23 protein-coding genes are annotated in these 24,320 nt (G+C 47.2%); 15 read left to right on the forward strand and 8 right to left on the reverse strand.

The features are described 5' to 3' along the window. The first annotated feature begins 2 nt into the window (after positions 1-2). Positions 3-1,448 carry a TrkH family potassium uptake protein gene (locus tag MTR11_RS00585; protein ID WP_006742925.1) on the forward strand — a complete coding sequence of 482 codons (1,446 nt, stop codon included), beginning with the start codon at positions 3-5 and terminating at the stop codon, positions 1,446-1,448. A gap of 25 nt (positions 1,449-1,473) precedes the next feature. Next, positions 1,474-2,058 carry a DUF3157 family protein gene (locus MTR11_RS00590; RefSeq protein WP_243326878.1) on the forward strand — a complete coding sequence of 195 codons (585 nt, stop codon included), beginning with the start codon at positions 1,474-1,476 and terminating at the stop codon, positions 2,056-2,058. A 38-nt stretch (positions 2,059-2,096) separates the two neighbouring features. On the opposite strand, the gene trhA is transcribed toward MTR11_RS00590, so the two are convergent. Together trhA and MTR11_RS00600 are read right to left on the reverse strand one after the other, a co-directional pair. After that, on the reverse strand, positions 2,097-2,750 hold the full coding sequence (gene trhA, locus MTR11_RS00595) for a PAQR family membrane homeostasis protein TrhA (RefSeq protein WP_005394044.1): 654 nt from the start codon (positions 2,748-2,750) through the stop codon (positions 2,097-2,099). Between the two features lie 70 nt (positions 2,751-2,820). Then, a complete protein-coding gene (locus MTR11_RS00600; protein WP_243326879.1) occupies positions 2,821-3,627 on the reverse strand; it encodes a sporulation protein in 807 nt (268 codons plus the stop codon). Positions 3,628-3,923: 296 nt separating this feature from the next. On the opposite strand from MTR11_RS00600, the gene MTR11_RS00605 reads away from it, so the two are divergent. The 5 genes from MTR11_RS00605 to MTR11_RS00625 all read left to right on the forward strand — a co-directional run bounded on the left by MTR11_RS00605 (position 3,924) and on the right by MTR11_RS00625 (position 7,936). Continuing rightward, complete coding sequence (locus MTR11_RS00605; RefSeq protein WP_005379043.1) at positions 3,924-4,091, forward strand: hypothetical protein; 168 nt, start codon at positions 3,924-3,926, stop codon at positions 4,089-4,091. Between the two features lie 166 nt (positions 4,092-4,257). Then, complete coding sequence (locus tag MTR11_RS00610; RefSeq protein WP_005394048.1) at positions 4,258-4,524, forward strand: YihD family protein; 267 nt, start codon at positions 4,258-4,260, stop codon at positions 4,522-4,524. A gap of 313 nt (positions 4,525-4,837) precedes the next feature. Further along, the gene (ccoG, locus tag MTR11_RS00615) at positions 4,838-6,259 is read left to right on the forward strand and encodes a cytochrome c oxidase accessory protein CcoG (RefSeq protein ID WP_243326880.1); all 1,422 of its coding nucleotides are present in this window, start codon (positions 4,838-4,840) and stop codon (positions 6,257-6,259) included. 53 nt (positions 6,260-6,312) lie between these two features. Continuing rightward, positions 6,313-7,299 carry a serine/threonine protein kinase gene (locus tag MTR11_RS00620; protein ID WP_041853008.1) on the forward strand — a complete coding sequence of 329 codons (987 nt, stop codon included), beginning with the start codon at positions 6,313-6,315 and terminating at the stop codon, positions 7,297-7,299. A gap of 34 nt (positions 7,300-7,333) precedes the next feature. Continuing rightward, positions 7,334-7,936 carry a thiol:disulfide interchange protein DsbA/DsbL gene (locus MTR11_RS00625; protein WP_005379036.1) on the forward strand — a complete coding sequence of 201 codons (603 nt, stop codon included), beginning with the start codon at positions 7,334-7,336 and terminating at the stop codon, positions 7,934-7,936. 46 nt (positions 7,937-7,982) lie between these two features. Here MTR11_RS00625 and MTR11_RS00630 read toward each other — a convergent pair whose 3' ends face one another. Beyond that, positions 7,983-8,861 carry an acyltransferase gene (locus tag MTR11_RS00630; RefSeq protein WP_046874593.1) on the reverse strand — a complete coding sequence of 293 codons (879 nt, stop codon included), beginning with the start codon at positions 8,859-8,861 and terminating at the stop codon, positions 7,983-7,985. A gap of 149 nt (positions 8,862-9,010) precedes the next feature. Here MTR11_RS00630 and MTR11_RS00635 point away from each other — a divergent pair, with 149 nt between their 5' ends. Next, complete coding sequence (locus MTR11_RS00635) at positions 9,011-9,967, forward strand: DUF2860 domain-containing protein (RefSeq protein WP_170892806.1); 957 nt, start codon at positions 9,011-9,013, stop codon at positions 9,965-9,967. A 57-nt stretch (positions 9,968-10,024) separates the two neighbouring features. On the opposite strand, the gene MTR11_RS00640 is transcribed toward MTR11_RS00635, so the two are convergent. Then, complete coding sequence (locus MTR11_RS00640) at positions 10,025-11,548, reverse strand: YifB family Mg chelatase-like AAA ATPase (RefSeq protein ID WP_145533242.1); 1,524 nt, start codon at positions 11,546-11,548, stop codon at positions 10,025-10,027. A gap of 464 nt (positions 11,549-12,012) precedes the next feature. Here MTR11_RS00640 and ilvG point away from each other — a divergent pair, with 464 nt between their 5' ends. The 5 genes from ilvG to ilvA are packed head-to-tail and all read left to right on the forward strand — an operon-like array spanning position 12,013 to position 18,311. Beyond that, positions 12,013-13,659 carry an acetolactate synthase 2 catalytic subunit gene (ilvG, locus tag MTR11_RS00645; protein ID WP_005394061.1) on the forward strand — a complete coding sequence of 549 codons (1,647 nt, stop codon included), beginning with the start codon at positions 12,013-12,015 and terminating at the stop codon, positions 13,657-13,659. A gap of 11 nt (positions 13,660-13,670) precedes the next feature. Continuing rightward, positions 13,671-13,955 (forward strand): acetolactate synthase 2 small subunit, encoded by a 285-nt coding sequence (ilvM, locus tag MTR11_RS00650; RefSeq protein WP_005378958.1) that lies wholly within the window; start codon positions 13,671-13,673, stop codon positions 13,953-13,955. A gap of 12 nt (positions 13,956-13,967) precedes the next feature. Then, positions 13,968-14,906: a branched-chain-amino-acid transaminase gene (gene ilvE, locus MTR11_RS00655; protein WP_005378953.1), complete on the forward strand. Its 939-nt coding sequence runs from the start codon at positions 13,968-13,970 to the stop codon at positions 14,904-14,906. 13 nt (positions 14,907-14,919) lie between these two features. After that, the gene (gene ilvD / locus MTR11_RS00660) at positions 14,920-16,761 is read left to right on the forward strand and encodes a dihydroxy-acid dehydratase (protein WP_005394064.1); all 1,842 of its coding nucleotides are present in this window, start codon (positions 14,920-14,922) and stop codon (positions 16,759-16,761) included. A gap of 2 nt (positions 16,762-16,763) precedes the next feature. Further along, entirely contained in the window at positions 16,764-18,311 is a 1,548-nt protein-coding gene (ilvA, locus tag MTR11_RS00665; protein ID WP_243326881.1) for a threonine ammonia-lyase, biosynthetic, read from the forward strand. Positions 18,312-18,366: 55 nt separating this feature from the next. Here ilvA and punR read toward each other — a convergent pair whose 3' ends face one another. After that, positions 18,367-19,269: a DNA-binding transcriptional activator PunR gene (gene punR, locus MTR11_RS00670; protein ID WP_005394068.1), complete on the reverse strand. Its 903-nt coding sequence runs from the start codon at positions 19,267-19,269 to the stop codon at positions 18,367-18,369. A gap of 152 nt (positions 19,270-19,421) precedes the next feature. Here punR and punC point away from each other — a divergent pair, with 152 nt between their 5' ends. Next, complete coding sequence (punC, locus tag MTR11_RS00675) at positions 19,422-20,627, forward strand: purine nucleoside transporter PunC (protein WP_031780373.1); 1,206 nt, start codon at positions 19,422-19,424, stop codon at positions 20,625-20,627. A gap of 45 nt (positions 20,628-20,672) precedes the next feature. On the opposite strand, the gene MTR11_RS00680 is transcribed toward punC, so the two are convergent. Next, positions 20,673-21,449, reverse strand: coding sequence for a transporter substrate-binding domain-containing protein (locus MTR11_RS00680; RefSeq protein ID WP_243326882.1), 777 nt, complete (start codon positions 21,447-21,449; stop codon positions 20,673-20,675). Between the two features lie 115 nt (positions 21,450-21,564). Here MTR11_RS00680 and MTR11_RS00685 point away from each other — a divergent pair, with 115 nt between their 5' ends. Beyond that, on the forward strand, positions 21,565-22,305 hold the full coding sequence (locus MTR11_RS00685) for an amino acid ABC transporter permease (protein WP_243326883.1): 741 nt from the start codon (positions 21,565-21,567) through the stop codon (positions 22,303-22,305). 81 nt (positions 22,306-22,386) lie between these two features. Here MTR11_RS00685 and glmU read toward each other — a convergent pair whose 3' ends face one another. Together glmU and MTR11_RS00695 are read right to left on the reverse strand one after the other, a co-directional pair. Continuing rightward, complete coding sequence (gene glmU / locus MTR11_RS00690) at positions 22,387-23,748, reverse strand: bifunctional UDP-N-acetylglucosamine diphosphorylase/glucosamine-1-phosphate N-acetyltransferase GlmU (RefSeq protein WP_005394079.1); 1,362 nt, start codon at positions 23,746-23,748, stop codon at positions 22,387-22,389. Between the two features lie 149 nt (positions 23,749-23,897). Beyond that, positions 23,898-24,320 carry a F0F1 ATP synthase subunit epsilon gene (locus tag MTR11_RS00695; RefSeq protein ID WP_005378937.1) on the reverse strand — a complete coding sequence of 141 codons (423 nt, stop codon included), beginning with the start codon at positions 24,318-24,320 and terminating at the stop codon, positions 23,898-23,900.

Below are 24,320 nucleotides of genomic sequence, written 5' to 3' on the forward strand. Positions count from 1 at the left end.
CTATGGTCAACTTACGTCCCGTACTGTTTGTTATCGGGCTGGTTTTATCCAAACTGGCCCTGTTTATGTACGTGCCGACTTTGGTCGCTTTCTTCACTGGTACGGGGGGATTTCTCGATTTCGCCCAAGCTGTTGTGATCACGCACCTTGCCGCTTTCATTTGTTTGACGATCGGTCGAACCGCTAAGTTCAAACTCAGCGTACGCGATATGTTCCTCATCACCAGTCTGGTTTGGACCATCGCCAGTGCGTTTGCCGCCTTGCCATTTGTGTTTATCAACCACATCAGCTTCACCGACGCCTACTTTGAAACCATGTCAGGCATTACTACCACTGGTTCCACTGTGCTCAGCGGTTTAGACAACATGGCGCCAAGTATTTTGTTGTGGCGTTCTATCTTACAGTGGCTTGGGGGGATTGGTTTTATCGTAATGGCGGTGGCGGTGCTACCTATGCTCAATGTCGGTGGTATGAAACTATTCCAAACCGAATCATCCGACTGGTCGGATAAAAGTAGCCCGAGAGCAAAAACGGTCGCCAAAAACATCGTAGCAGTTTATTTGATGCTTACTGGCTTATGCATTGTGGGCTACTTGGTCACAGGCATGAACCTGTTTGAAGCGATCAATCACGCCTTTACCACGCTATCAACGGGCGGATACTCTACATCCGACGGGTCGATGAACCACTTCTCTAATGGCGCACACTGGGTGGCCACTACCTTTATGTTCTTAGGTGGCTTACCATTTTTGCTCTTCATCGCCGCGTTACGTAAACGCCGTATTGATGTGTTGGTTAACGACGCTCAAGTTCGAGGATTCGCGTACCTGTTCGTTTTCTCAAGCTTAGTGATTTCAGCTTGGTTAGTGATTCGAGACGGATACACCATTTTGGATGCGCTACGAGTGTCGATGTTTAATATCGTCTCTGTCGTCACCACAACCGGCTTTGGCTTAGAGGACTTCACCGCGTGGGGCGCATTACCCACAACTCTTTTTGCCTTCTTAATGATGGCGGGCGCATGTTCGGGGTCAACGTCTGGTGGGATCAAAATCTTCCGTTTCCAAATCGCAATGACACTGCTGAACAAACAAATGATGAAATTGATTCACCCTTCAGGTGTGTTTGTACAGCGCTACAACCAACGCCCAGTGAATGATGACATTGTTCGCTCAGTGGTCGCGTTTGGCTTGATGTTCTTTATCACCATCATCTTTATCGCGGGTTGCTTGAGTGCGCTGGGTTTAGACCCCATCACTAGCATCTCTGGTGCCATCACTGCGGTAGCCAACGTCGGCCCAGGTATGGGAAGCGTGATTGGACCGACGGGTAACTTCGCGCCTCTGCCAGATACCGCCAAGTGGCTTCTGAGCTTTGGCATGTTGATGGGCCGCTTGGAAATTCTGACTATTCTTGTACTGTTCTTCCCTGCGTTTTGGCGCCGTTAAGCAGACACAAATAAAAGGTATAACAATGAAAACATGGATCACTCTGGCGACCCTACTTGCCGCCTCATCCACATACGCCGCTGAAGTCATCACTTTAGCCGATGGTCGAGAAGTGAAGTTAAACGATGACTTTACTTGGGAATACGTCATGAAAAAACCTGCGCAGCAAGCAACAGAGACGCAAGCGACAATAGGCGCGGTTGAAACGATCGCAGCTCCCGCAATTGCGACAATTCCAGTTGTGAAGAAAACTGTTGGCACTACTGTGGTGGTAAACGCCAAAAAGCCAACCATGCAGCTGTCTGACTCTGGTGTCGACGTACTGATTGGCTCCGCGAGCTATCAAGATGGTGAGCTCGTACTGCCAACGTCCATTACCAATCAAAGCTCACAATCGGTGATTCAAGTTGAAGTGGAAGTTCTGGTATTTGATATGTCTGGCCAGCAACTGGCGAAAGAAAAAGTCACAGTTTGGCAATCCATCAAGCGAATGGCGGATACTTACCTGCGACCACAACAAGCAGAACAGGGTAAAAGCATCAAACTGGCAGTGCCGCAGTCTCAGCAATACCAGTTTTCAGCCAAAGTGTTAGAAGTGAAAACTCGTTAATGTGATAACACATGTTTTGTCGAGTTCATATCTATCCGTTAGATAGGCTCGACAAAATAATAAATTGCGAAAAAGTGACACACACAACCCGCTAAAACGAAGCCGTGCCAAATCGCATGATTGAATGGAATACGCTTCGCAACGTAGAAAATCACCCCCAGTGAATACACAATCCCACCAGCTGCGAGTAATGTCAGTCCGCCAATATCCAAGTTGATCGCCAACTGATAAATCACAATCAACGACAGCCAGCCCATGACCAAATACGTCATCAAGGAAAGCTTTTTAAATCGGTAAACAAACGCGACTTTCATAATGATGCCGAGTAGAGCAATGGTCCAGATAACAATCATCAAACCAAACGCGAGCGGCGTACGTAAACTCACCAACAAAAAAGGCGTGTAACTGCCAGCAATGAGCAGATAAATGGCGCAGTGATCGAAAGTTTTTAGCCAGCGTTTGGCGTTGGGGTGCGGAATTGCATGATACAGCGTCGAAGCCAAAAATAGCACGATAATACTCGCACCATAGACAGCCATACTGGCCAGCGTCAGCGTATCAGCTTGCTGGTCTATGGCTTTGATTAGCAGCAGTATCAAGCCAACAATACCAAAAATCATCCCAATGCCATGAGTGATGGTATTGGCCAGTTCTTCGCGTTGACTGTATTGAGGTTTCTGCAGTTCAGACATCAATGCGCCTATACTAGAGTTTGAAATTTGCTCTAGTATGGCACATTAGGCTTACACGTGTAAGCTTAAATTAAGACTCATGAACGGCCGTGGTTTGATCGAGATAATTAAGTACAAGCTCGCCCACTTGATCAAGCTTAGTCGTGGCTGGAATGGTCAACTCTCGTTTGAGTTTTCCGCTACCCAGTAAGCTTGCGAGCATGCCACCCTCGCCCTTGCGTGTGCGGTCAACTTCAAACCATAATTTGAGTTCTTGCTCGCTACGATGAGCGACAAATTCTAACTCACGCCACACGCCATGGTATGGCCCGTCAGTCGGCACCATCTCAAATTCTTGCACAAATGGCAGGTCGAACCCTTTTACTTCCTCACACTCCACTTGGCGAATACGCAAACCTTGCGCTTCAAATGCGGATAACACCGCATCCATTAGTGGATCAGGTCGAACGGTGAGGATGTCTTTATCGGTCGGGTCTAAAGCAGCAGCAACGTCCAAGCCGGTTTCGAGCCACACTTTGGCGTCACCAATGGTGACAGGCGTATTCCAAGGCACATCGAGCTGAACATCGAAGGTACGATCTTCGCCGGAATGGATGGTAAACGCATAAGGGAGGCTCCACTTAGCAAGCACATGAGTCTGAGGTACTCGGCGCATGCTGTGTCCTTCTCGCGCACCACGGTCATCAGGAGCTTCCGCGATATAGCGACAACACAGTTTTAAATCGATGTTGTCGATCGCTTGTTCAGTGGCACCACCATAAACATGGATAGACACATCCACACTTTGACCAGGATATAGCACGTCTTGATTTAGGATTGAGTCAACCTTAGCGCTCCCAATCCCAAAGCTGGCAAGTGTCTTCTTCAAAAATGACATAGGCACCTCCTTCGTCGAGATCTCATACTACTACTGCTGATCGAGGGATCAAACAAAAATTGCCTCGATCATCGCGACAAAATGACAAAATCTAAACAATTCAATTGCTCAACTATCGACCAATTATTACAAGGATGCTAATCTTATACGTGATATGCATGCATATCGGTATTCCTGATTCATTAACTGGATTGGCGAGAGCCAGAAGAGTGATTCTTCAATCTTGTTGGAGCCTAGCTCATAATGATTCAGGCCATTACATCGGCAATGGATATGCCTGACAGTTAGGTAAATTAATGCGCCCAACAACAGTCAGGTTCGCACACACTAATACTAGTGCAATGCGCCGCCGCAGTGGCTTTACTACTGCACCAAAGGCAAAGCAAGTTGCGCCAGCAATGACATTGGTTGAGAAGACAGCAATGATGTCGAGTGTTCCGGCCAAAGTTATCAAAGCAGCTTAATCAAAAGCGCGGCGCCAGCTGCGCTTTTTTCTTTGCACGCGACTCAAACCACCTCAACGACTTAGAACAAAACACAGTGAAATAGATAGTTTTTCCTATTTGGTCTTCGCAAAGCAATTTGGTACCTTTACAGCTAATTACACCTATAAATTCTGTGGAGAAAGAAATGAAGTGTCATCGCATTGAAGAGCTGCTTGAGCTACTAGAGCCTGAATGGCATAAAGACCAAGAAATGAACCTAATACAGTTCATCGTGAAGCTAGCGAAAGAAGCAGGCTACGAAGGCAAGCTAGAAGATCTGACCGACGACGTGCTGATCTACCACCTTAAAATGCGTAACAGCAGCAAAGACGAAATGATCCCAGGTCTTAAGAAAGACCAAGAAGATGATTTTAAAACTGCGATTCTGCGCGCTCGTGGCATCATCAAATAACCGGCTCAACAACCCAGTATTCTTTAAGCGACTCCCTCAAGTGAGTCGCTTTTTTATAACTAAAATTTTTAGTCCCACAATTGGTTATAACTGTTCAGCCAATTATCAGGTTAACTGTACTGACTTTTGTTGTTAAACGTTGACTGCGTTAAAGAAAAGGAATTGTTATTGATTGTATAATCGCCGTTCATCAGTATTTACTAAAATAATTATGTCCGGTCATGATTTATGATAAGGACGAAGTAGCAATGTCATCGAGCGACATCAATAGAAATGACGCCGTACATTATAAAAGCCTAAGAAGGATGAGTGCATGAGTCAGGATAAGATCGATATCAAAGATGTGACTCCTAAAACCTACAACCCCAAGACTCATAAAGGGAATGGGGATCGATTCAACCCAAGTAATCGCATCTATGTACGCGAAAGCAAAGGGACTTACCAGAAACTGCGTCGTTACGGTGGTTGGTTCTTACTGCTTCTCTTCACTTTAATACCGTGGATCCCTTACGGTGAACGTCAAGCGATCTTGCTCGATATTGGCAACCAGCAGTTCAACTTTTTCGGTACCACGTTGTATCCGCAAGATCTTACCCTACTCGCCTTGCTATTTGTGATCGCGGCATTTGGGTTGTTCTTTATTACCACCTTCTTAGGTCGAGTTTGGTGTGGCTATCTCTGCCCACAAACCGTCTGGACCTTCATGTATATCTGGTTTGAAGAGAAGCTAGAGGGCAGCGCCAATAAGCGTCGTAAGCAGGACTCCAATAAGCTAACGGCGAATTTAGCGATGCGCAAAACCATCAAACATATCGCTTGGTTTGCCATTGCGCTCGCCACTGGTTTTACTTTTGTTGGCTACTTCGTTCCAATGAAGCAATTGGTTATCGACTTTTTCACTTTTAACGCCAACTTCTGGCCCGTCTTTTGGATAATGTTCTTTGCCATTTGTACTTATGGTAATGCTGGTTGGATGCGTTCCATCATGTGTATTCACATGTGTCCTTACGCGCGCTTCCAGTCTGCTATGTTTGATAAAGACACCTTCATTGTTGGCTACGATGCAAAACGTGGGGAAAAGCGTGGCCCACGTCCGCGCAAAGCCGATCCAAAGCAACTTGGTTTGGGTGATTGTATTGATTGTGATTTGTGTGTGCAGGTGTGCCCAACAGGTATCGATATTCGTGACGGTTTGCAGTATGAATGTATCAACTGTGGCGCCTGTATTGATGCATGTGACAACACCATGGATCGCATGGGTTACGAGAAAGGACTAATCAGCTACACCACCGAGCACCGCTTATCGGGTAAGAGTACCAAAGTCATGCGTCCGAAGCTGCTGGGCTATGGAGCTGTGCTACTGGTCATGATTGGTCTGTTCTTTGCCCAAATCGCAGCGGTAGACCCAGCCGGCATGAGTGTTATTCGCGACCGTAACCAACTGTTCCGCGTTAATAGCTCGGGCGAAGTAGAAAACACCTACACCCTCAAAGTAATCAACAAAACCCAGCAAGTGCAAGAGTACTCGTTGGATGTTGAAGGGCTATCCGATGTAAGCTGGTATGGTAAGCAGACAATTCAGGTACAGCCAGGTGAGGTATTGAACTTACCAATGAGTCTTGGCGCCGATCCTGACAAGCTAAACTCTGCGATTACGACAATTCAGTTTATACTCACCGATAAGAGCAACGAATTCACCATTGAAGTAGAAAGCCGTTTTATTAAAAAACTATAGCGCTACTTCAGTGACTAACGGAAAAAGGCTCAGTAATGAGCCTTTTTGTTTATATGTCCCAAAGTATGTTTAACTTTGACGCCCTTACCCCAGATTTTATGTGGTACGCGTTAGAAAGCATCGGCGTTCGCGCAGAATCAGGTTTTCTTCCCCTCAATAGCTACGAAAACCGTGTTTATCAATTCACTGACGAAGAGCGTCGTCGTTATGTCGTCAAGTTTTACCGTCCTGAACGTTGGAGCAATGAACAGATCCAAGAGGAGCACGACTTCACTTTAGAACTAATTGGAAACGAAATCCCCGTCGCACCACCTGTGCGCATCAACGGTGAAACCCTGCATCACTATCAAGGCTATGCCTTTGCGCTGTTTGAGAGCGTGGGTGGTCGCCAGTACGAGGTTGACAACTTAGATCAGCTCGAAGGTGTAGGGCGTTTCCTTGGGCGCATCCACAAAGTGGGTAGCCGCCAAGCCTTCCAACATCGACCAACGATTGGCTTGCAAGAATACCTGTATCAACCAAGAGAGATTCTGCAAAACGCCAACATGATTCCAATGCACTTGGAGAACAGCTTCTTCAATGACTTGGATATGCTGATCAAATCAATTGAAAGCCACTGGCAAGAAGGCTTCAATATCATTCGTTTGCATGGCGATTGCCACCCAGGCAATATTTTGTGGCGAGATGGCCCTATGTTTGTTGATTTGGATGACGCTCGTAACGGCCCTGCAGTACAAGACTTATGGATGCTACTGAACGGTGAACGCCAAGACAAACTGATGCAGCTGGATATTGTTTTAGAAGCTTATCAAGAGTTTTGCGACTTTAACCCCGCAGAATTGAAACTAATTGAGCCACTTCGCGGTCTACGAATGGTGCACTATATGGCATGGCTAGCAAAACGTTGGCATGACCCTGCGTTTCCTCTCGCTTTTCCATGGTTTAATGAGCCAAAATACTGGGAAGGTCAGGTCCTTGCATTTAAAGAGCAGATCGCCGCTTTAGAAGAAGCACCGCTGTCTTTAATGCCTCAATGGTAAGTCAGGCCACAAATTCAAAAATGGAGATATTTCGATGAAAAAACTGTTCGCACTGTTTTCTATGCTGATGCTAAGCCTGTCGGCACATGCAGCGCAATTCAAAGAAGGTGAACATTACAAAGTATTGGATCTTGAGGCATCAAAAAAACCTCTTGTGACGGAGTTTTTCTCTTTCTACTGCCCGCACTGTAATAGCTTTGAACCTGTTATCCAGCAACTGAAAAAGCAGTTGCCAGAAGGCACTAAACTACTAAAAAACCACGTTTCTTTCATGGGTGGCAACATGGGCCCATCAATGAGCAAAGCCTACGCGACCATGGTTGCACTAAAAGTGGAAGACAAAATGGTGCCAGTGATGTTTAACCGCATCCACAATCTAAAGAAGGCGCCACGTAACGATGAAGAGCTTCGCCAAATCTTCCTTGATGAAGGTGTAGACGCGAAGAAATTCGACTCTGCATTCAAAGGCTTTGCGGTTGATTCCATGGTTCGCCGTATGGACAAGCAATTTGAAAACAGCGGTCTAACCGGCGTTCCTGCGGTTATCGTTAACAACAAATACCTAGTTCAAGCACAAAGCATCAAAACAATGGATGAGTACTTCTCTCTGGTGAACTACTTGCTGACACTAAAATAAGCACATCGATATCAATCAAAAGGGGAGCACATCGCTCCCCTTTTGTTTATTTGTAAATCTCTTGTAGTAACCGATCTTTTTCTTGCCACACATCACCCAACCACTGCTGAAATTGTCGCTTATAGGGCTTATCGTTAAAGTAATCACCAAGCACTCGTTCATCGACGGGCAACACATTCACACGCACAACAACCTTGCCCATTCGGCCCATTAATAAATCCTTGAATGGCTTATTTGTATTTTCTGGGTACGCCAGCGTCACATCGATAATGTTCTCGAACTGCTCCCCCATTGCCGCTAACGTGTATGCGATCCCGCCCGATTTTGGTTGCAGCAAATATTGGTAGCTCGTCTTGCTCTTACGCTGTTTTTCTTCGGTAAATCGAGTGCCTTCGACATAATTAACCACTGTGGTTGGTGCATGTTTGAACTTGGCGCACGAGCGACGTGTCGTCTCTAAATCTTGACCTCGTTTGTGCGGGTTGCGGATCAGATACTCTCGCGAATAACGACGCATAAATGGCATGTCGAGCGCCCAACACGCCATCCCAATGAAAGGCACATACAACAGTTGTTGTTTGAGGAAAAACTTCGGCATAGGTATGCGGTCTTTAAACACGCAGCAAAGCACCACAATATCGGTCCAACTGAGATGATTACTGATCAGCAGATACCACCCGTCTTTTTTCAGCGCCTCACCGCCCTGAACATCCCAGTCAACACGGTTAGAAACCGCCAGAATGCCCGCATTAACGGTAGCCCATAACCACATCACCTTGTTGGCACAAGCGGTCGCTTTCGCTTTTAGCTCCACGCTTGGAAGCAATACTTTAAACACAGCGATAATACAAATTGCGAGTGAACACAGCGCAGAATTGAGAATCACAAAAGAAGCGTTAAAAAAAAATAACAAATATGCCAACATGATAGTCAAACAACAGTGATAATGTGTGAAGAATAAAACAGCGTGTAATTATACTGCGCCTTTGCCACATTGGAATATGCGTGGGAATGGTCAGATTTGTTACCTCAACCAATATTTGCACCACTCATTCGACAATAAGGAGATAACGAATGAAACCAAGGCTAATTCTCTTGCCTTTGGCCTTTGTCGTCAGTTCTGCTCAGGCTCAACTCGCTGAAACCGCAGGTTTTGGCGGTGAAATTTCGCTGAATGCCGGATTTGTATCATCAGAATCCAACTTCAATACGGAAAATAGTAACACCATCGATTCTCTCGATAAGCGCGCCGATAGTGACAGCTCCGTTATCGCTGCGCCGCTAGGAAGCATTACTTACACTTTTGGTAACCGACTCAATCACCAAGTGTACGCGGGTACCACACGTTCCGATGTCGCGGTTGGTACACTCGCTTTTCAGCTGGGCTATCAACACGAGTTGCCATCCGGCACCGTGCTCGATATTTCCTATCTACCGACCGTGCTCAAAAGCGAAACTTGGCGTAACCCATATCAAGTCGGAATCGCCCGTCAAGAAACGGATGTGGACGGCAATGCCTATCGCTTTCAAATCAAGGGATTGATTGATAAAAACTTCAACCTTGATCTCGCTTATGCTGATAAAGACATTGAGCAAGAAGAAGTAACGGACCGTTCACTCGCTCGCGATGCGAGCCTTTACTACGTTAAAGGTGACTATCGGATTTCACTTAATCAAACATCCATGTTGCAACCGGCGTTTACCTACATTAATCAAGATGCCGACGGTAAGGCGGAATCATTTGATTCGTACGGGTTTGACATCAGTTGGTTTAAATTTATCAACCGCCATCGGTTGGCCCTCACCGCAGGTTATGCATGGAAAGACTATCAAGCCGCTAGCCAAACTTTTGCTAAAACACGAAATGACGACACCGTCAGCCTATTTGCAGCCTATGAATATCAAAACGTATTTGACTGGCAAAACTGGTCGTTCATCTCTTTAGCTGGCTACAGCCAAACGGAATCCAATATCACGTTCTATGATGAGAAAGAGTACCTGTTGTCTCTTGGTCTCAACTACACCTTCTAACGTCCTTCATCGCAACAAGGCACTTACAACACTTGTTGCGGTGATATTTACACGTCTCTATACCGCTTGCGCCGTGAGTTGTTTCAGTAAGCGATCCATCGCTCGATACCCAAGCGCCTCGGCTAAGTGCGCTCGTTCAATCTGCTCCGCCCCATCAAGATCGGCGATTGTTCGCGCCACTTTGATAATGCGATGATACGCGCGAATCGAAAGCCCCAAACGATGCAAAGCGGTTTCAAGAAACTCCGCATCACTTTTGTGTAAGGGGCAAAACGCCTCGATTTCTCGACTGCCTAACAAAGCATTTACCTTACCGCTGCGGTTCAACATATTGGTACGCGCATGATTCACACGTTCTTTAACGATAGCGGTCGGCTCGCCGCGATCACCACCTTCTGCTAATGTCCCTTTGGGCAGAGCAGGGATTTCTAAAGACATATCAAAGCGATCTAACAGTGGTCCAGATAATCGACCAAGGTAACGCAAAATGGCTTGTGGATTGGTGCGAGCTTGATTGCCTTCGTAATATCCTGTCGGACTTGGGTTCAGTGCACCAACTAATTGGAAGCGAGCCGGAAAACGTGTTTTACCTTGCGCCCGAGAGATAATGATCTCACCAGATTCGAGCGGTTCGCGTAACGAGTCCAGCACCTTTCGGTCAAATTCGGGCATTTCGTCGAGAAACAACAAGCCGTTGTGGGCTAAAGAGATCTCCCCGGGTCTGGGTACCGAGCCACCGCCAACTAATGCCGCCATTGAACTTGAATGATGCGGCGAACGAAACGGACGCGACTTCCAATTATGCTCATTAATTTCACTTTGTGTCAGCGATGCCACCGAAGCGGTTTCCATTGCTTCTTCGTCACTCATTTCCGGTAATAAGTCACACAAGCGCGAAGCCAACATGGTTTTCCCGGTACCTGGCGGGCCAAGGAAAAGTAAGTTGTGGTTTCCAGCGGCAGCAATCTCCAGTGCGCGCTTACCTTGTTGTTGGCCAATAATATCTTGTAAGTCTCGACCATGTTTTTCGATCGTTTTTCGCTTAGGCGTTTGAAAAAGATTCAGTCGATGTTGACCACAAAGCTCAGCACATACTTCCAGTAATGATTGGGCCGATTTATGTTGTTCCTTCCCCACCAGCGCCGCCTGATCGCCATTCACATGTGGGACCACTAAATGACGTTGAATCTTACTGGCTTCCAGCGCAGCAGGCAGCACACCTTTTACAGGTCTCAAACCACCAGATAGCGCTAACTCGCCAACAAATTCGTAGTTTTTAAGCTTATCTGTCGCGATTTGCTCCGAAGCGGCCAAAATTCCCAATGCAATAGGAAGATCAAAACGCCCTCCCTCCTTGGGTAGATCTGCCGGAGCCAAGTTCACGGTGATCCGCTTAGCTGGAAACTGAAAATTAGAATTAATGATCGCGCTACGAACGCGATCTTTGGACTCTTTTACCGTCGTCTCTGGTAGCCCTACCAAGGTAAACCCGGGCATACCATTGCTAATATGAACTTCTACACTAACCGATGGCGCTTGCACCCCGACGCTTGCTCGACTATGAATGATTGCCAGCCCCATACGTTCCTCAATTTATTGAACACTCTGTAAACAAATGTTTTATCTAGTTGGTTATGTTATATACCGCGTCCCAATTGAGAGTTAATGTGAAAAAAGAATGACTTTTTGCTTGTCATGCAGCGGAATTGTGTGATACCACTAATGACGCAAACAATTTCGTAGAACATTACACAACATTTTTTAACGAAAAAAGAACGACAGACAGATGAACCTTTTCGCTCATATCAACGCACTGCTAGCCCTGATTATCGTGGTCATTATTGGCACCGCGCGGGGTATTGTGGGCGAAAGGTAACCACAAATTACAAAAAACCCCCGCACTGAAAAGTCCGGGGGTTTTTTTACAACTACAAGTTGTCATCTGTCTAACCCTCGGACAGTTTAACGGGAAGAATGGGAGTGCACATGAAGTGCAATAAATATGGCAATCGCTACGAGCCACAACGTAGCAAAGGAGGTTTACGATGACTGGTGCACAACTTGTCGTAGCCGCTTTAAGACAGCAAGGCATCGAAACCGTTTTTGGCTACCCTGGCGGGGCCATCATGCCAATCTACGATGCTTTGTATGACGGAGGGGTGGAACACATCCTATGCCGTCATGAGCAAGGGGCCGCCATGGCCGCAATTGGTATGGCTCGTTCCACTCAAGACGTTGCTGTATGCATGGCAACTTCCGGCCCAGGGGCCACTAACCTTGTTACCGGCCTTGCCGACGCTTTCCTTGACTCCGTACCTCTAGTTGCCATCACAGGCCAGGTTGCTAGCTCTCATATCGGTACCGATGCATTCCAAGAAATGGATGTGATCGGAATGTCCCTAGCCTGTACTAAGCACAGCTATCTCGTGACCGAAATTGAAGACCTAGCGCCAACGCTAGCCGAAGCGTTTGAAGTGGCCAAAACGGGTCGTCCGGGTCCAGTCATTGTCGATATCGCCAAAGACGTTCAACTGGCTCAAACCCCAACAGATCTACTGCCTCCATACGTAGCGCCTGCAATCGAAGATGTCAGCGCTGAAGACATTAAGCGCGCACAAGATGTACTGGCAGCCTCAACTCGCCCAGTGTTGTATGTTGGTGGTGGCGTGCAACTCGCTAAAGCAACCGATGCAGTACGCGAATTCCTTCGCTTAAACCCAATGCCAGCAGTTAGCACACTAAAAGGCCTCGGTACCATTGAACGCCATGACCCTCACTATCTTGGTATGTTGGGCATGCACGGCACCAAAGCCGCTAACCTAGTGGTTCAAGAAGCCGATCTATTGATCGTGGTTGGCGCACGCTTTGATGACCGTGTGACGGGTAAGCTCGACACGTTTGCACCAAATGCGAAAGTGATTCACATCGACATTGATGCTGCGGAGATTCATAAACTGCGTCACGCCAACGCACCATTGCGTGGCGACATCAACACCATTCTTCCTCAGCTAGAGCTGACTCAAGATATCTCACCGTGGGTACATCACAGTGAAAGTCTGCGTAGCGGCTTTAAGTGGCGTTACGACCACCCGGGCGAGTTAATCTACGCACCGCTATTGCTTAAACAACTGTCAGACATGATGCCAGACAGCTCAATTGTCTCGACTGATGTAGGTCAGCACCAGATGTGGGCAGCGCAACATATCCAGCCACGCGAACCACAAAATTTCATCACTTCTGCTGGCCTTGGCACCATGGGCTTTGGCTTGCCAGCAGCGATGGGTGCAGCAGTCGCACGTCCTGATGATCAGTCTATCCTTATTACAGGTGACGGTTCATTTATGATGAACGTGCAGGAATTGGGCACGCTGAAGCGTCGTCAGATTCCAGTGAAGATTGTCCTTCTTAATAACCAACGTCTTGGCATGGTTCGCCAATGGCAGTCGCTGTTTTTCGACGGTCGCCACAGTGAAACCATTCTTGATGACAACCCAGACTTCGTGATGCTTGCCAAAGCGTTCGATATCCCGGGCAAAACCATCACCAAGAAAGAAGAAGTCGAACCTGCTCTCAAAGAGATGCTAGCGAGCGAAACTTCTTACATGCTTCACGTTTTGATTGATGAAGAAGAAAACGTGTGGCCATTGGTGCCACCTGGCGCATCAAACAGTGATATGTTGGAAAATACATAGGAGACAATCGCATGGACAGATATTTACTCGACATCAAAGCCGATGACAAACCGGTACTGTTGGAGCGCGTTCTACGTGTGATTCGTCACCGAGGCTTCGTGATCAAACAAGTCGCTGCTACGCAAAACCATGAAAGTAAAGTAGCCAGCGTCGAGATCATCGTCGACAGCGATCGACCAATCTCGTTTTTGATCAATCAAATAGAGAAGTTGTGGGACGTTCGTAAGGTTGAGGTGCTAAAAATCCGCAACGATGAACTGCCAAATCACAACTTACAACAACACGTAAGTGCATAAGGAAGGCAACAAATGGCAACGAAAACTGCAGATTTCATTTGGTTTAATGGTGAGATGGTTCCATGGGCAGAGGCGAACGTTCACGTTCTGACTCACGCAATGCACTATGGTACATCCGTGTTTGAAGGCGTGCGCTGTTATAACACACCAAAAGGCCCAATTGTCTTCCGTCACCGTGAGCATGCACAACGTTTAAAAGATTCCGCCAAGATTTACCGCTTTCCGATCCCTTTCTCTGTAGAAGAAATCATGGAAGCGACCCGCGAGACACTGCGCCAAAACAAACTCGACAGCGCTTACATTCGTCCATTAGGTTTTGTCGGTAATGTTGGTTTGGGCGTGTGCCCACCAGTTGGCACTGAAATGGATCTAATCATTGCGGCATTCCCTTGGGGCTCTTACTTAGGCGAAGAAGCGCTAGAGAAAGGCGTGGATGCGATGATTTCAAGCTGGAACCGCGCGGCACCAAACACCATCCCGACAGCAGCTAAGGCCGGCGGTAACTACCTATCTTCACTACTGGTTGGTGGTGAAGCCCGTCGTCACGGATACGACGAAGGTATCGCACTGAGCGTTGATGGTTACCTATCAGAAGGGGCTGGCGAAAACATCTTCGTTATCAAAGATGGCGTGATCACCACACCACCAGCAACCAGCGCGATTCTGCCGGGCATTACTCGTGATTCAATCATGACCATTGCACGCGATAAAGGCTACGAAGTACGTGAAGCCAACATTGCTCGTGAAGCCCTTTACCTTGCCGATGAAGTCTTCATGACAGGTACTGCGGCTGAAATTGTGCCAGTGGCAACCATCGACAAAATTGAAGTGGGCACTGGTAAGCGCGGCCCTATCACTAAAGAACTACAAGCAGCCTACTTTGGCCTATTTGACGGCACCACGGAAGATAAGTGGGGCTGGTTAGACTATGTGTACCCAGAACAGAAGTAAGAAGGATTAGGAAATGCCAAAATATAGATCAGCTACCACCACACATGGTCGTAACATGGCGGGTGCACGTGCACTGTGGCGTGCAACGGGTGTGAAAGAAGAAGACTTCGGTAAACCAATCATCGCCGTGGTGAACTCGTTTACTCAATTTGTTCCGGGTCACGTACATCTTAAAGACATGGGTCAGCTTGTCGCACGTGAAATCGAAAAAGCCGGCGGCATCGCAAAAGAATTCAACACCATCGCGGTTGATGATGGTATCGCAATGGGTCACGGCGGCATGCTGTACTCACTGCCTTCACGCGAACTTATCGCAGACTCTGTAGAGTACATGGTCAATGCGCACTGTGCCGATGCCATGGTATGTATCTCTAACTGTGACAAAATCACTCCGGGAATGTTGATGGCATCCATGCGTCTCAACATCCCGGTTATCTTTGTTTCTGGTGGCCCAATGGAAGCGGGTAAAACCAAGCTTTCTGATCAGATCATCAAACTAGACCTTGTTGATGCAATGATCCAAGGTGCGGATCCAAAAGTATCTGATGAGCAAAGTGAGCAGATCGAACGCAGCGCATGTCCAACCTGTGGATCGTGTTCAGGCATGTTCACGGCAAACTCGATGAACTGTCTAACGGAAGCGCTGGGTCTTTCTCAGCCGGGCAACGGTTCTATGCTGGCGACGCACGCAGACCGTGAACAACTGTTTCTTAATGCAGGTCGTCGCATTGTTGAACTGACTCGTCGTTACTACGAGCAAGATGACGAATCCGCGTTGCCACGCAACATCGCAACTTATGATGCCTTCGAAAATGCAATGGCACTGGATATTGCCATGGGTGGTTCAACCAACACCATTTTGCACCTGTTAGCTGCAGCGCAAGAAGGTGAAGTGGATTTCGATATGGAAGATATCGATCGCCTGTCTCGCCAAGTGCCACACCTATGTAAAGTGGCACCATCTACCCAGAAATATCATATGGAAGACGTACACCGCGCTGGTGGCGTAATGGCGATTCTTGGTGAGCTTGACCGTGCAGGTCTACTGCACAATGATGCGCGCACCGTACTTGGCCTTTCGATGAAAGAGCAACTGGCAAAATACGACATTATCCAAACTGAAGACGAAGAAGTACTTAAGTTCTACCGCGCAGGCCCTGCGGGTATTCGTACCACTCAAGCGTTCTCACAAGATTGCCGCTGGGATCGCCTTGATGACGACCGCGCTGAAGGTTGTATTCGCGCGAAAGACAACGCCTTCAGCCAAGAAGGTGGCCTAGCCGTTCTATCAGGCAACATCGCATTGGATGGCTGTATCGTTAAGACAGCCGGTGTCGATGAGAGCATTCTTAAGTTCACTGGTCCAGCGGTGGTATTTGAGAGCCAAGAAGATGCGGTGGAAGGCATCTTGGGTGGCAAAGTCAAAGCAGGTGATGTGGTTGTTATCCGTTACGAGGGCCCTAAAGGTGGTCCGGGCATGCAAGAAATGCTTTACCCAACCACTTACCTAAAATCGATGGGCCTTGGTAAAGAATGTGCACTGCTGACTGACGGTCGCTTCTCTGGTGGTACATCAGGACTCTCTATCGGCCATGCTTCTCCTGAAGCCGCTAACGGCGGTGCTATTGGACTGGTGAAACCGGGCGATATGATCGCGATTGATATTCCGAACCGTTCAATTTCACTCGAAGTGTCTGAACAGGAACTTGCAGAGCGCCGTGCAAAACAAGACGAACTTGGCTGGAAACCTGTTGATCGTCAAAGAGAAGTTTCCTTTGCACTTAAAGCGTACGCGAGCATGGCCACCAGTGCTGACAAGGGTGCAGTACGAGACAAGTCGAAGCTAGAGGGCTAGCAATGATGGAATCTCAACCCGAAAAGAAAGTAAATCAAACTGGCGCAGACTATCTGCGCCAAATCCTCCGCGCTCCGGTGTATGAAGTCGCAACAGTGACGCCACTGCAAGAAATGCCTCGTTTATCTGCACGTATCGGGAATAATGTGCAGATCAAGCGCGAAGATCGCCAACCCGTGCACTCATTTAAATTACGCGGTGCGTACAACATGGTGGCAAGCCTAACTGAAGCACAGAAAGCAGCGGGGGTGATTGCAGCATCGGCAGGTAATCACGCTCAAGGCATGGCGCTGTCTGGCACTAAGCTGGGCATCAAAACCACCATCGTGATGCCAAAGACCACGCCGGATATCAAAGTCGACGCCGTACGCAGCTTTGGTGGCAATGTGGTACTACACGGCAGCAACTTTGATGAAGCAAAAGCAGAAGCCGAACGTTTGTCAGAGCAATATGGCTATACTTTTGTGCCCCCCTTTGATCACCCACTGGTGATCGCAGGTCAAGGCACCATTGGTATGGAAATGCTGCAGCAAAATGGTCATCTTGATTACATCTTCGTTCCTGTCGGTGGCGGCGGTTTGGCCGCTGGTGTTGCGGTACTCGTGAAGCAGTTAATGCCAGAAATAAAAGTCATTGCCGTAGAGCCGGAAGACTCATCTTGTCTGAAAGCCGCGCTAGATGCAGGTGAACCTGTCGTACTAGACCAAGTCAGCATGTTTGCCGATGGCGTTGCAGTAAAGCGCATTGGTGAAGAGACTTTCCGTCTGTGCCAGAAGTACATTGATGGCCATATTGCAGTGTCCAGTGATGAAATCTGCGCAGCAGTAAAAGACATCTTTGAAGATACCCGTGCGATTGCTGAACCTTCGGGTGCGCTTGCTCTGGCGGGGCTAAAAAAGTTTGCTGAACAGAACAATCTGAAAGACAAAAACCTAGGCACGGTACTGTCTGGCGCAAACACCAACTTCCACGGGTTACGCTATGTGTCAGAACGTTGCGAGCTAGGTGAAAAACGTGAAGGTTTATTGGCAGTGACGATCCCTGAACGCCAAGGAGCGTTCTTTGAGTTCTGTAACTTGATTGGCGGCCGTGCAGTTACGGAGTTTAACTATCGTTATAACGATGACGAACTCGCTAATATCTTTGTCGGTGTCCGTCTGCAAGGCGGTCAAGAAGAGTTGGAAAACATCATTCACGATCTACGTGAAGGTGGCTATCCGGTGGTTGACCTTTCTGACGATGAAATGGCGAAGCTACACGTTCGCTACATGATCGGCGGGAAGCCATCGAAGCAACTCAAAGAGCGACTCTACAGCTTTGAATTTCCAGAGTACCCAGGTGCCTTGCTGAAATTCTTAAGCACTCTTGGTACCCATTGGAATATTAGCTTGTTCAACTACCGTAACCACGGCGCAGACTACGGACGCGTTTTATGTGGTTTCGAGTTAGATGAAGGAGATTTAGCTCAGTTTTCGGCACATTTGCGCGAACTTGGCTATCAATGCAAAGACGAAACAGACAACCCGTCTTACAAGTTCTTCCTGTCATAAAACGCCACGCTCCAAACATATCAAATAAAACACCTCGCTATTGCGAGGTGTTTTTTTATGACTGTAACCAATCTTGATGTAGTTGATTAGGCGATCCTAGGTAATCCACCATCCATTGGATCAATTTATGATTATCATCTTTGCGCCAGACCAAGCAACAATGACTGAGCGGCTTATCATCTGGCATAACCTTCTCCACCAGCACACCATCATTGATCAGTGGCGTTGCAATATGACGTGGCATGTAACCCACGCCAACTCCATTTTTCAAACATTCAATTGCACTGTACCAGTTGGGTAGTAACAATCGGCGTTGTTGCGGGTAATGGCCAGTATGGCGCTTTGGCAGCACGTTCGAAGTATCATCAAGGCAGATCGCCGGAAATTGACTCACAAACTCTTCAGTAAGCACTTGTTGGCGAACACAGGGATGAGCGGGAGACATTACAAATGCCCAATCCAATACGCCCATATCTTTGACTTCAAAATCTCCACCAACGGGAACCGCAGACGTGGCGCCAACGACAATGTCGGCTCTACCTTGTGCTATGGCTTCCCAAGAGCCATTAAATACTTCCATATTGATCTGCAATTCAGCAAATTCAAACTCGCGATAAAAGTCTTCCACCAAAGGTTTGAGTTTTTCTAACTTCACCACGTTATCTAAGGTCAGCTTTAACGTGCTCTTCCATCCCTGAGCTGCTCGGCGTGTTTGTGCTTTCACCTCTTCCATTTGACGCAGCAAAGAGCGAGCCTCAGCCATAAAAAGCTCACCTGCTGGAGTTAACTCCACTTTCCTCGGTAAGCGTCGAAACAGCACCACATCTAAATCTTGCTCGACCTGCCTTACTCCATAACTGATGGCTGAAGGGACTTTATGCAGCACCTCAGCCGCAGCGGTGAAACTGCCTAAACGGGCAACCGTATCCAGCATTTCCAGAGACGCTTTAGAGAACATGATTTAACCTTTCAAAAAATTTGATTGATAACCAACAATTTTAGCGTTTTATTTTCTTAAAATCGAAAAATAGAATAATAAGGTAAATAAATCAGGGTTGGCGCCAACTGATGTTGATTAAAAAATGATTAAATAATTTGACTGGTTGAATCATGAAAATATCAAAACTACAGCTCATTTATCTGGCAGCATTATCGATGCTTGGCTTCGTTGCTACCGATATGTATCTGCCAGCATTCAAAGCGATGGAAATCGACTTTGCAACAGGCCCTGAGCAAATAGCGCTCTCTTTAACAGTATTCCTAGTTGGTATGGCGGTTGGCCAGCTAATGTGGGGATTGGCATCCGATAAATTTGGCCACCGCAATACACTCGCGGCCGGGTTAGTGCTGTTTACTATCGCGTCATTCGGTTTGGCTTTCTGTGACCAAGTATGGCAACTACTGACACTGCGCTTTATCCAAGCTATCGGTGTATGTGCACCAGCCGTGATCTGGCAAGCCATGGTCATTAAACGCTACTCAAGCAGCAGTCAGCAAATTTTCGCAACGATCATGCCGTTAGTCGCGCTATCACCAGCACTAGCACCTCAATTAGGGGTAGTGTTGGCAGATAACTTCGGCTGGCACAGTATCTTTATTACGCTGACACTAGTTGGTGTCTTCTTGGTCTTTGCGACAATGGCCCAAAAAGACGAGAAAGCAGAAATCAAACAAACCAGTATGTCTGCCGACATCAAAGCGCTGCTGAGTTCTAAAAAATACCTTGGCAACGTGTTTATGTTTGCGACGGCTTCGGCTGCATTCTTTGCTTACCTAACTGGTATGCCAGAAATCATGGCGCAACTAGGCTATGAAGCAAAAGATATTGGTTTGAGCTTTATCCCACAAACTATCGCGTTTATGGCTGGTGGTTACTTGGGTAAAGTCGGCGTTCGTAAATTTGGTGATGAAAAAGTTCTACGTCAATTGATTGGACTATTTAGTGTCGCGGCAATAATGATATTCATTGCCTCACAATGGGAACTGTCTTCTATCTGGCCAATTCTAGCGCCTTTCTGTTTAATTGCGGTAGCCAATGGTGCGCTATACCCAATCGTAGTAAACCGCGCGTTGGCAAGTGCTAAGCAAAGCCCTGCAACAGCTGCAGGCCTGCAAAACAGCTTACAAATTACTGTGAGCAGTCTATCAAGCGCATTAGTTGCTGCAATGGCAAGCCAAGCTCAAATGGTAACGGGCGTTGCAATCATCATCTGTATGGGTGGTCTTTGGATGGGTTACATCTTATCTAACCGTGAATTGTCTCAGCACTTCACGACTCCAGACAATGCTCGTGTAGTGAGTGAAGACGAACTTTAATTGTTCAGATAATAAAAAAGAGCCGCGTAATGCGGCTCTTTTGGTTTATAAGCTTTTCAACCCCCACTTCTTGGCAGTCAGCTTGAAAAAGCCTTGGGTCTTTTTCAGCTCAACCCAATGGTTGATGTAATTAATCCATACTTGATCGTCTTGCGGCAACAGCATCGCAATTGGTGTCGGTTTACGCGGAGCGGTCACTGGTACTATCGCCAGTTGTTTAAACTTGTCCACCAACGTCGCTGCTTCCACATTGGACGTCACCGATACATCGGCCCTGCGAGCTAGTAATTCTTGGAAGTCGCGCGCTGGCGCTTCAATCACAATGTGTTGAGCCAGCGGGAAAAACTCTCTCACCATTTTTTCTTGCACCGTTCCTAGTGTCGCCGCGACTTTCACATCAGGCGTATTAAAATCTGCCCAATCAGAGAATTTGGCGAGATCTTTCTTTTGCACAACAGGTACAAAGGCAAGGTAGAAATACGGTTGGCTGTATCCAGCGACTTTCGCGCGCGACATATTCAGGGACGCGCTGCCAGTAATATCGTATTTGTTGGCGGTAATGCCATTGACTAGCGTCTTCCAATCCGTGGCTACATACTCTACTTTTACACCGAGATCTTTAGCAAGCTCTGTCGTTACGTCGATATCAAAGCCACGATAACTGTTGGTTGCAGGGTCTTTCATCGTCATCGGATTCCAATCTCCCGTCGTTCCAACACGGAGTACACCACTGTCTAAAATGGATTGAAGACGGCTTTCAGCGTGAGCGACTTGAGTCGAAGCAAGCAAACACATTCCTAGCGCTAGTAAAATCTTTTTCATTTTTATTCCCTTAAAAATAATGACCTTATACGGTTTAATGATTAACCTTTATTAAAGCTCTATTGATAACATAGCAGCAACAATGGAAGTTTTTTAGTTAATTCAGGGAGTAAATGTGACCTTTCGAACTCTATGGCTGATTTCGCTGCTGTTGCTCACAGGTTGCTCAGATTATCAATGGGGCTGGTATGTGCTCGATCCCTCTACGGAGCAAGGACTCACCAATCTGAAGTTTTTAATCGCCGGATTTAGTGACACCATCCAAGTATCACTCCTCAGTATGTTATTTGCGATGACCTTAGGTTTAATCATCGCCCTACCGGCTCTGTCGAACTCCCCCTACTTGAAGTGGATCAACCGCATTTATGTCGAGGTAGTCCGTTCAGTGCCTGTTTTAGTCTTACTACTTTGGGTGTATTACGGCATGCCAACGCTGTTGGATGTCTCACTCAATCACTTTTGGGCGGGTGTTATCGCCCTGACCATTGCTGAGAGTGCGTTTATGGCGGAGGTGTTTCGCGGCGGAATCCAAGCCATCAGTCGTGGCCAGCATGAAGCGGCTGAATCTTTGGGCTTAAGCCATTGGCAAAAGATGCGCTTGGTAATTCTTCCCCAAGCGTTTCGACAAATTCTCCCACCATTGGGCAATCAATTTGTCTACATCCTCAAGATGAGCTCTTTAGTCAGTGTGATTGGTTTAAGCGATCTCACTCGCCGTGCCAATGAGCTAGTGGTAAATGAGTACTTACCCCTAGAGATTTATACCTTCCTCGTTTTGGAGTACTTGTTGCTCATTCTATTCGTATCCCAAGCCGTTCGTTGGCTCGAAAAACGCATCGCCATTCCCAGTTACTAACGATGAAGCCTTTAGCTAGAAACAACAAAGCCGCTCTTGTTGAGCGGCTTTGACAATATAGCGACAGAGTGCAGGTACTGCTTATTTCTGTTTTACAGGGCGTTGCCAGCCATTAATTTTGCGCTCTTTGACGCGAGTAATCACTAACTCGCCTTCTTCAACATCTTTTGTCAGCGTCGTGCCTGCACCGATGGTTGCGCCATCAGCGATAGTGACGGGAGCCACCAGCTGGCTATCAGAACCAACAAATACATCATTACCGATGATGGTCTTAAACTTGTTCGCACCATCGTAGTTACAAGTGATAGTGCCGGCACCGATGTTCGTACGTTGACCTATTTCAGCATCACCAAGGTAAGTTAGATGGTTCGCTTTTGAGCCTTCTCCGATACGCGCATTTTTCACTTCTACGAAGTTACCCACATGGGAATCGTTACGCATCTCAGCACCAGGACGAAGGCGAGTAAATGGACCAACGGTACATTCTTCACCAACCGTTGCACCTTCAATTACACTGTAAGGGCGAACGATGGTGTTGTCGTCGATTTCGCAATCCTTCAGTACACAGCCAGCACCGATAACCACGTTATCACCGAGTGATACTTTACCTTCGATGATAACATTCACGTCAATTTCACAGTCCATACCGCACTGCAACTCACCACGCAAATCAAAGCGTGCTGGGTCGCGTAGCATCACACCTTGCTCTAGTAGCTTCTGAGCTTGCATTGATTGGAAAGCACGCTCTAAACGAGCAAGCTGTGCGCGGTCGTTGACCCCTTCCACCTCAATGGCATTGACTGGGTGTACTGCTTCAACGGCGCGACCTTCATCGTGTGCGGCTGCAATAACGTCAGTTAGGTAGTACTCGCCTTGCGCGTTGTTGTTGTTTAAGCCAGACAACCAACGCTTAAGATCCCCACCGGTCGCAACCATGACACCCGTGTTGATCTCTTTAATTTGTTTTTGTTCTTCCGTTGCATCTTTTTGCTCAACGATCGCAACAACAGGACCATTTTTACGAATAATACGACCATAACCTGTTGGGTTATCAAGCATCACTGTAAGCAGTGCAATACCACCAGTTGGTTGAGCATCCAACAAGTTCTCGATGGTTTCAGCTGAGATTAATGGCACATCACCATAAAGCACGAGGATTTTCTCATCGTCTTCGAAGCGAGGAGATGCTTGGTCAACTGCATGGCCAGTCCCCAACTGATCCGCTTGCAGCACCCAGTTTACTGGCTCTTCAGCAAGAGTGGTTTGCATTTGATCACCACCGTGACCAAATACTAAGTGAATATTTTGTGCACCAAGACCAGTACATGTATCAATCACATGTTTTGCCATTGGCTTCCCTGCCAAAGTGTGTAGCACTTTAGGCATGTTCGAATGCATACGGGTACCTTTACCCGCAGCAAGAATCACAGCACTGAATTTCATTGATAACCTATTGACGTTTTATGTTAATTGGCCGTTATTTTAAACAGCTCTTTTAAAATAGTTAATGGAGTAAGGTAAATTTCCAACTAAAATTAATCAAAAAGGCGACCATTTGGCCGCCTTTTGTCATGCAACGTTGCTAATTGAGCTTAGCGACGCTTTTTTGTCAGCTCGATAACTCGTAGCTGAGCAATGGCTTTAGCCAGTTCACTGGCCGCTTGTGCGAAGTCCATGTCACCATGCTGATTCTGGATTTGCTCCTCAGCGCGGCGCTTGGCTTCTTCTGCCTTCGCTGCGTCTAGCTCTTCACCACGGATAGCGGTATCAGCCAGTACAGTCGCTGTACCAGGCTGAATCTCTACCATACCACCAGAAACATAAATGATTTCTTCGTGGCCGTGCTGTTTCACAATACGCACCATACCAGGCTTGATAGCGGTCAGCAGCGGTGTGTGACCATGGAAAATACCAAGTTCACCTTCGCTACCGGTCACCTGAAACGTTTCAACACGACCAGAGAAGATTTTCTTCTCAGCGCTTACTACGTCTAGGTGAAAGGTTATTGCTGCCAT

Source organism: Vibrio sp. CCB-PB317 (genome assembly GCF_022808245.1).
In the GTDB taxonomy this organism is placed as follows: Bacteria; Pseudomonadota; Gammaproteobacteria; order Enterobacterales; family Vibrionaceae; genus Vibrio; species Vibrio diabolicus.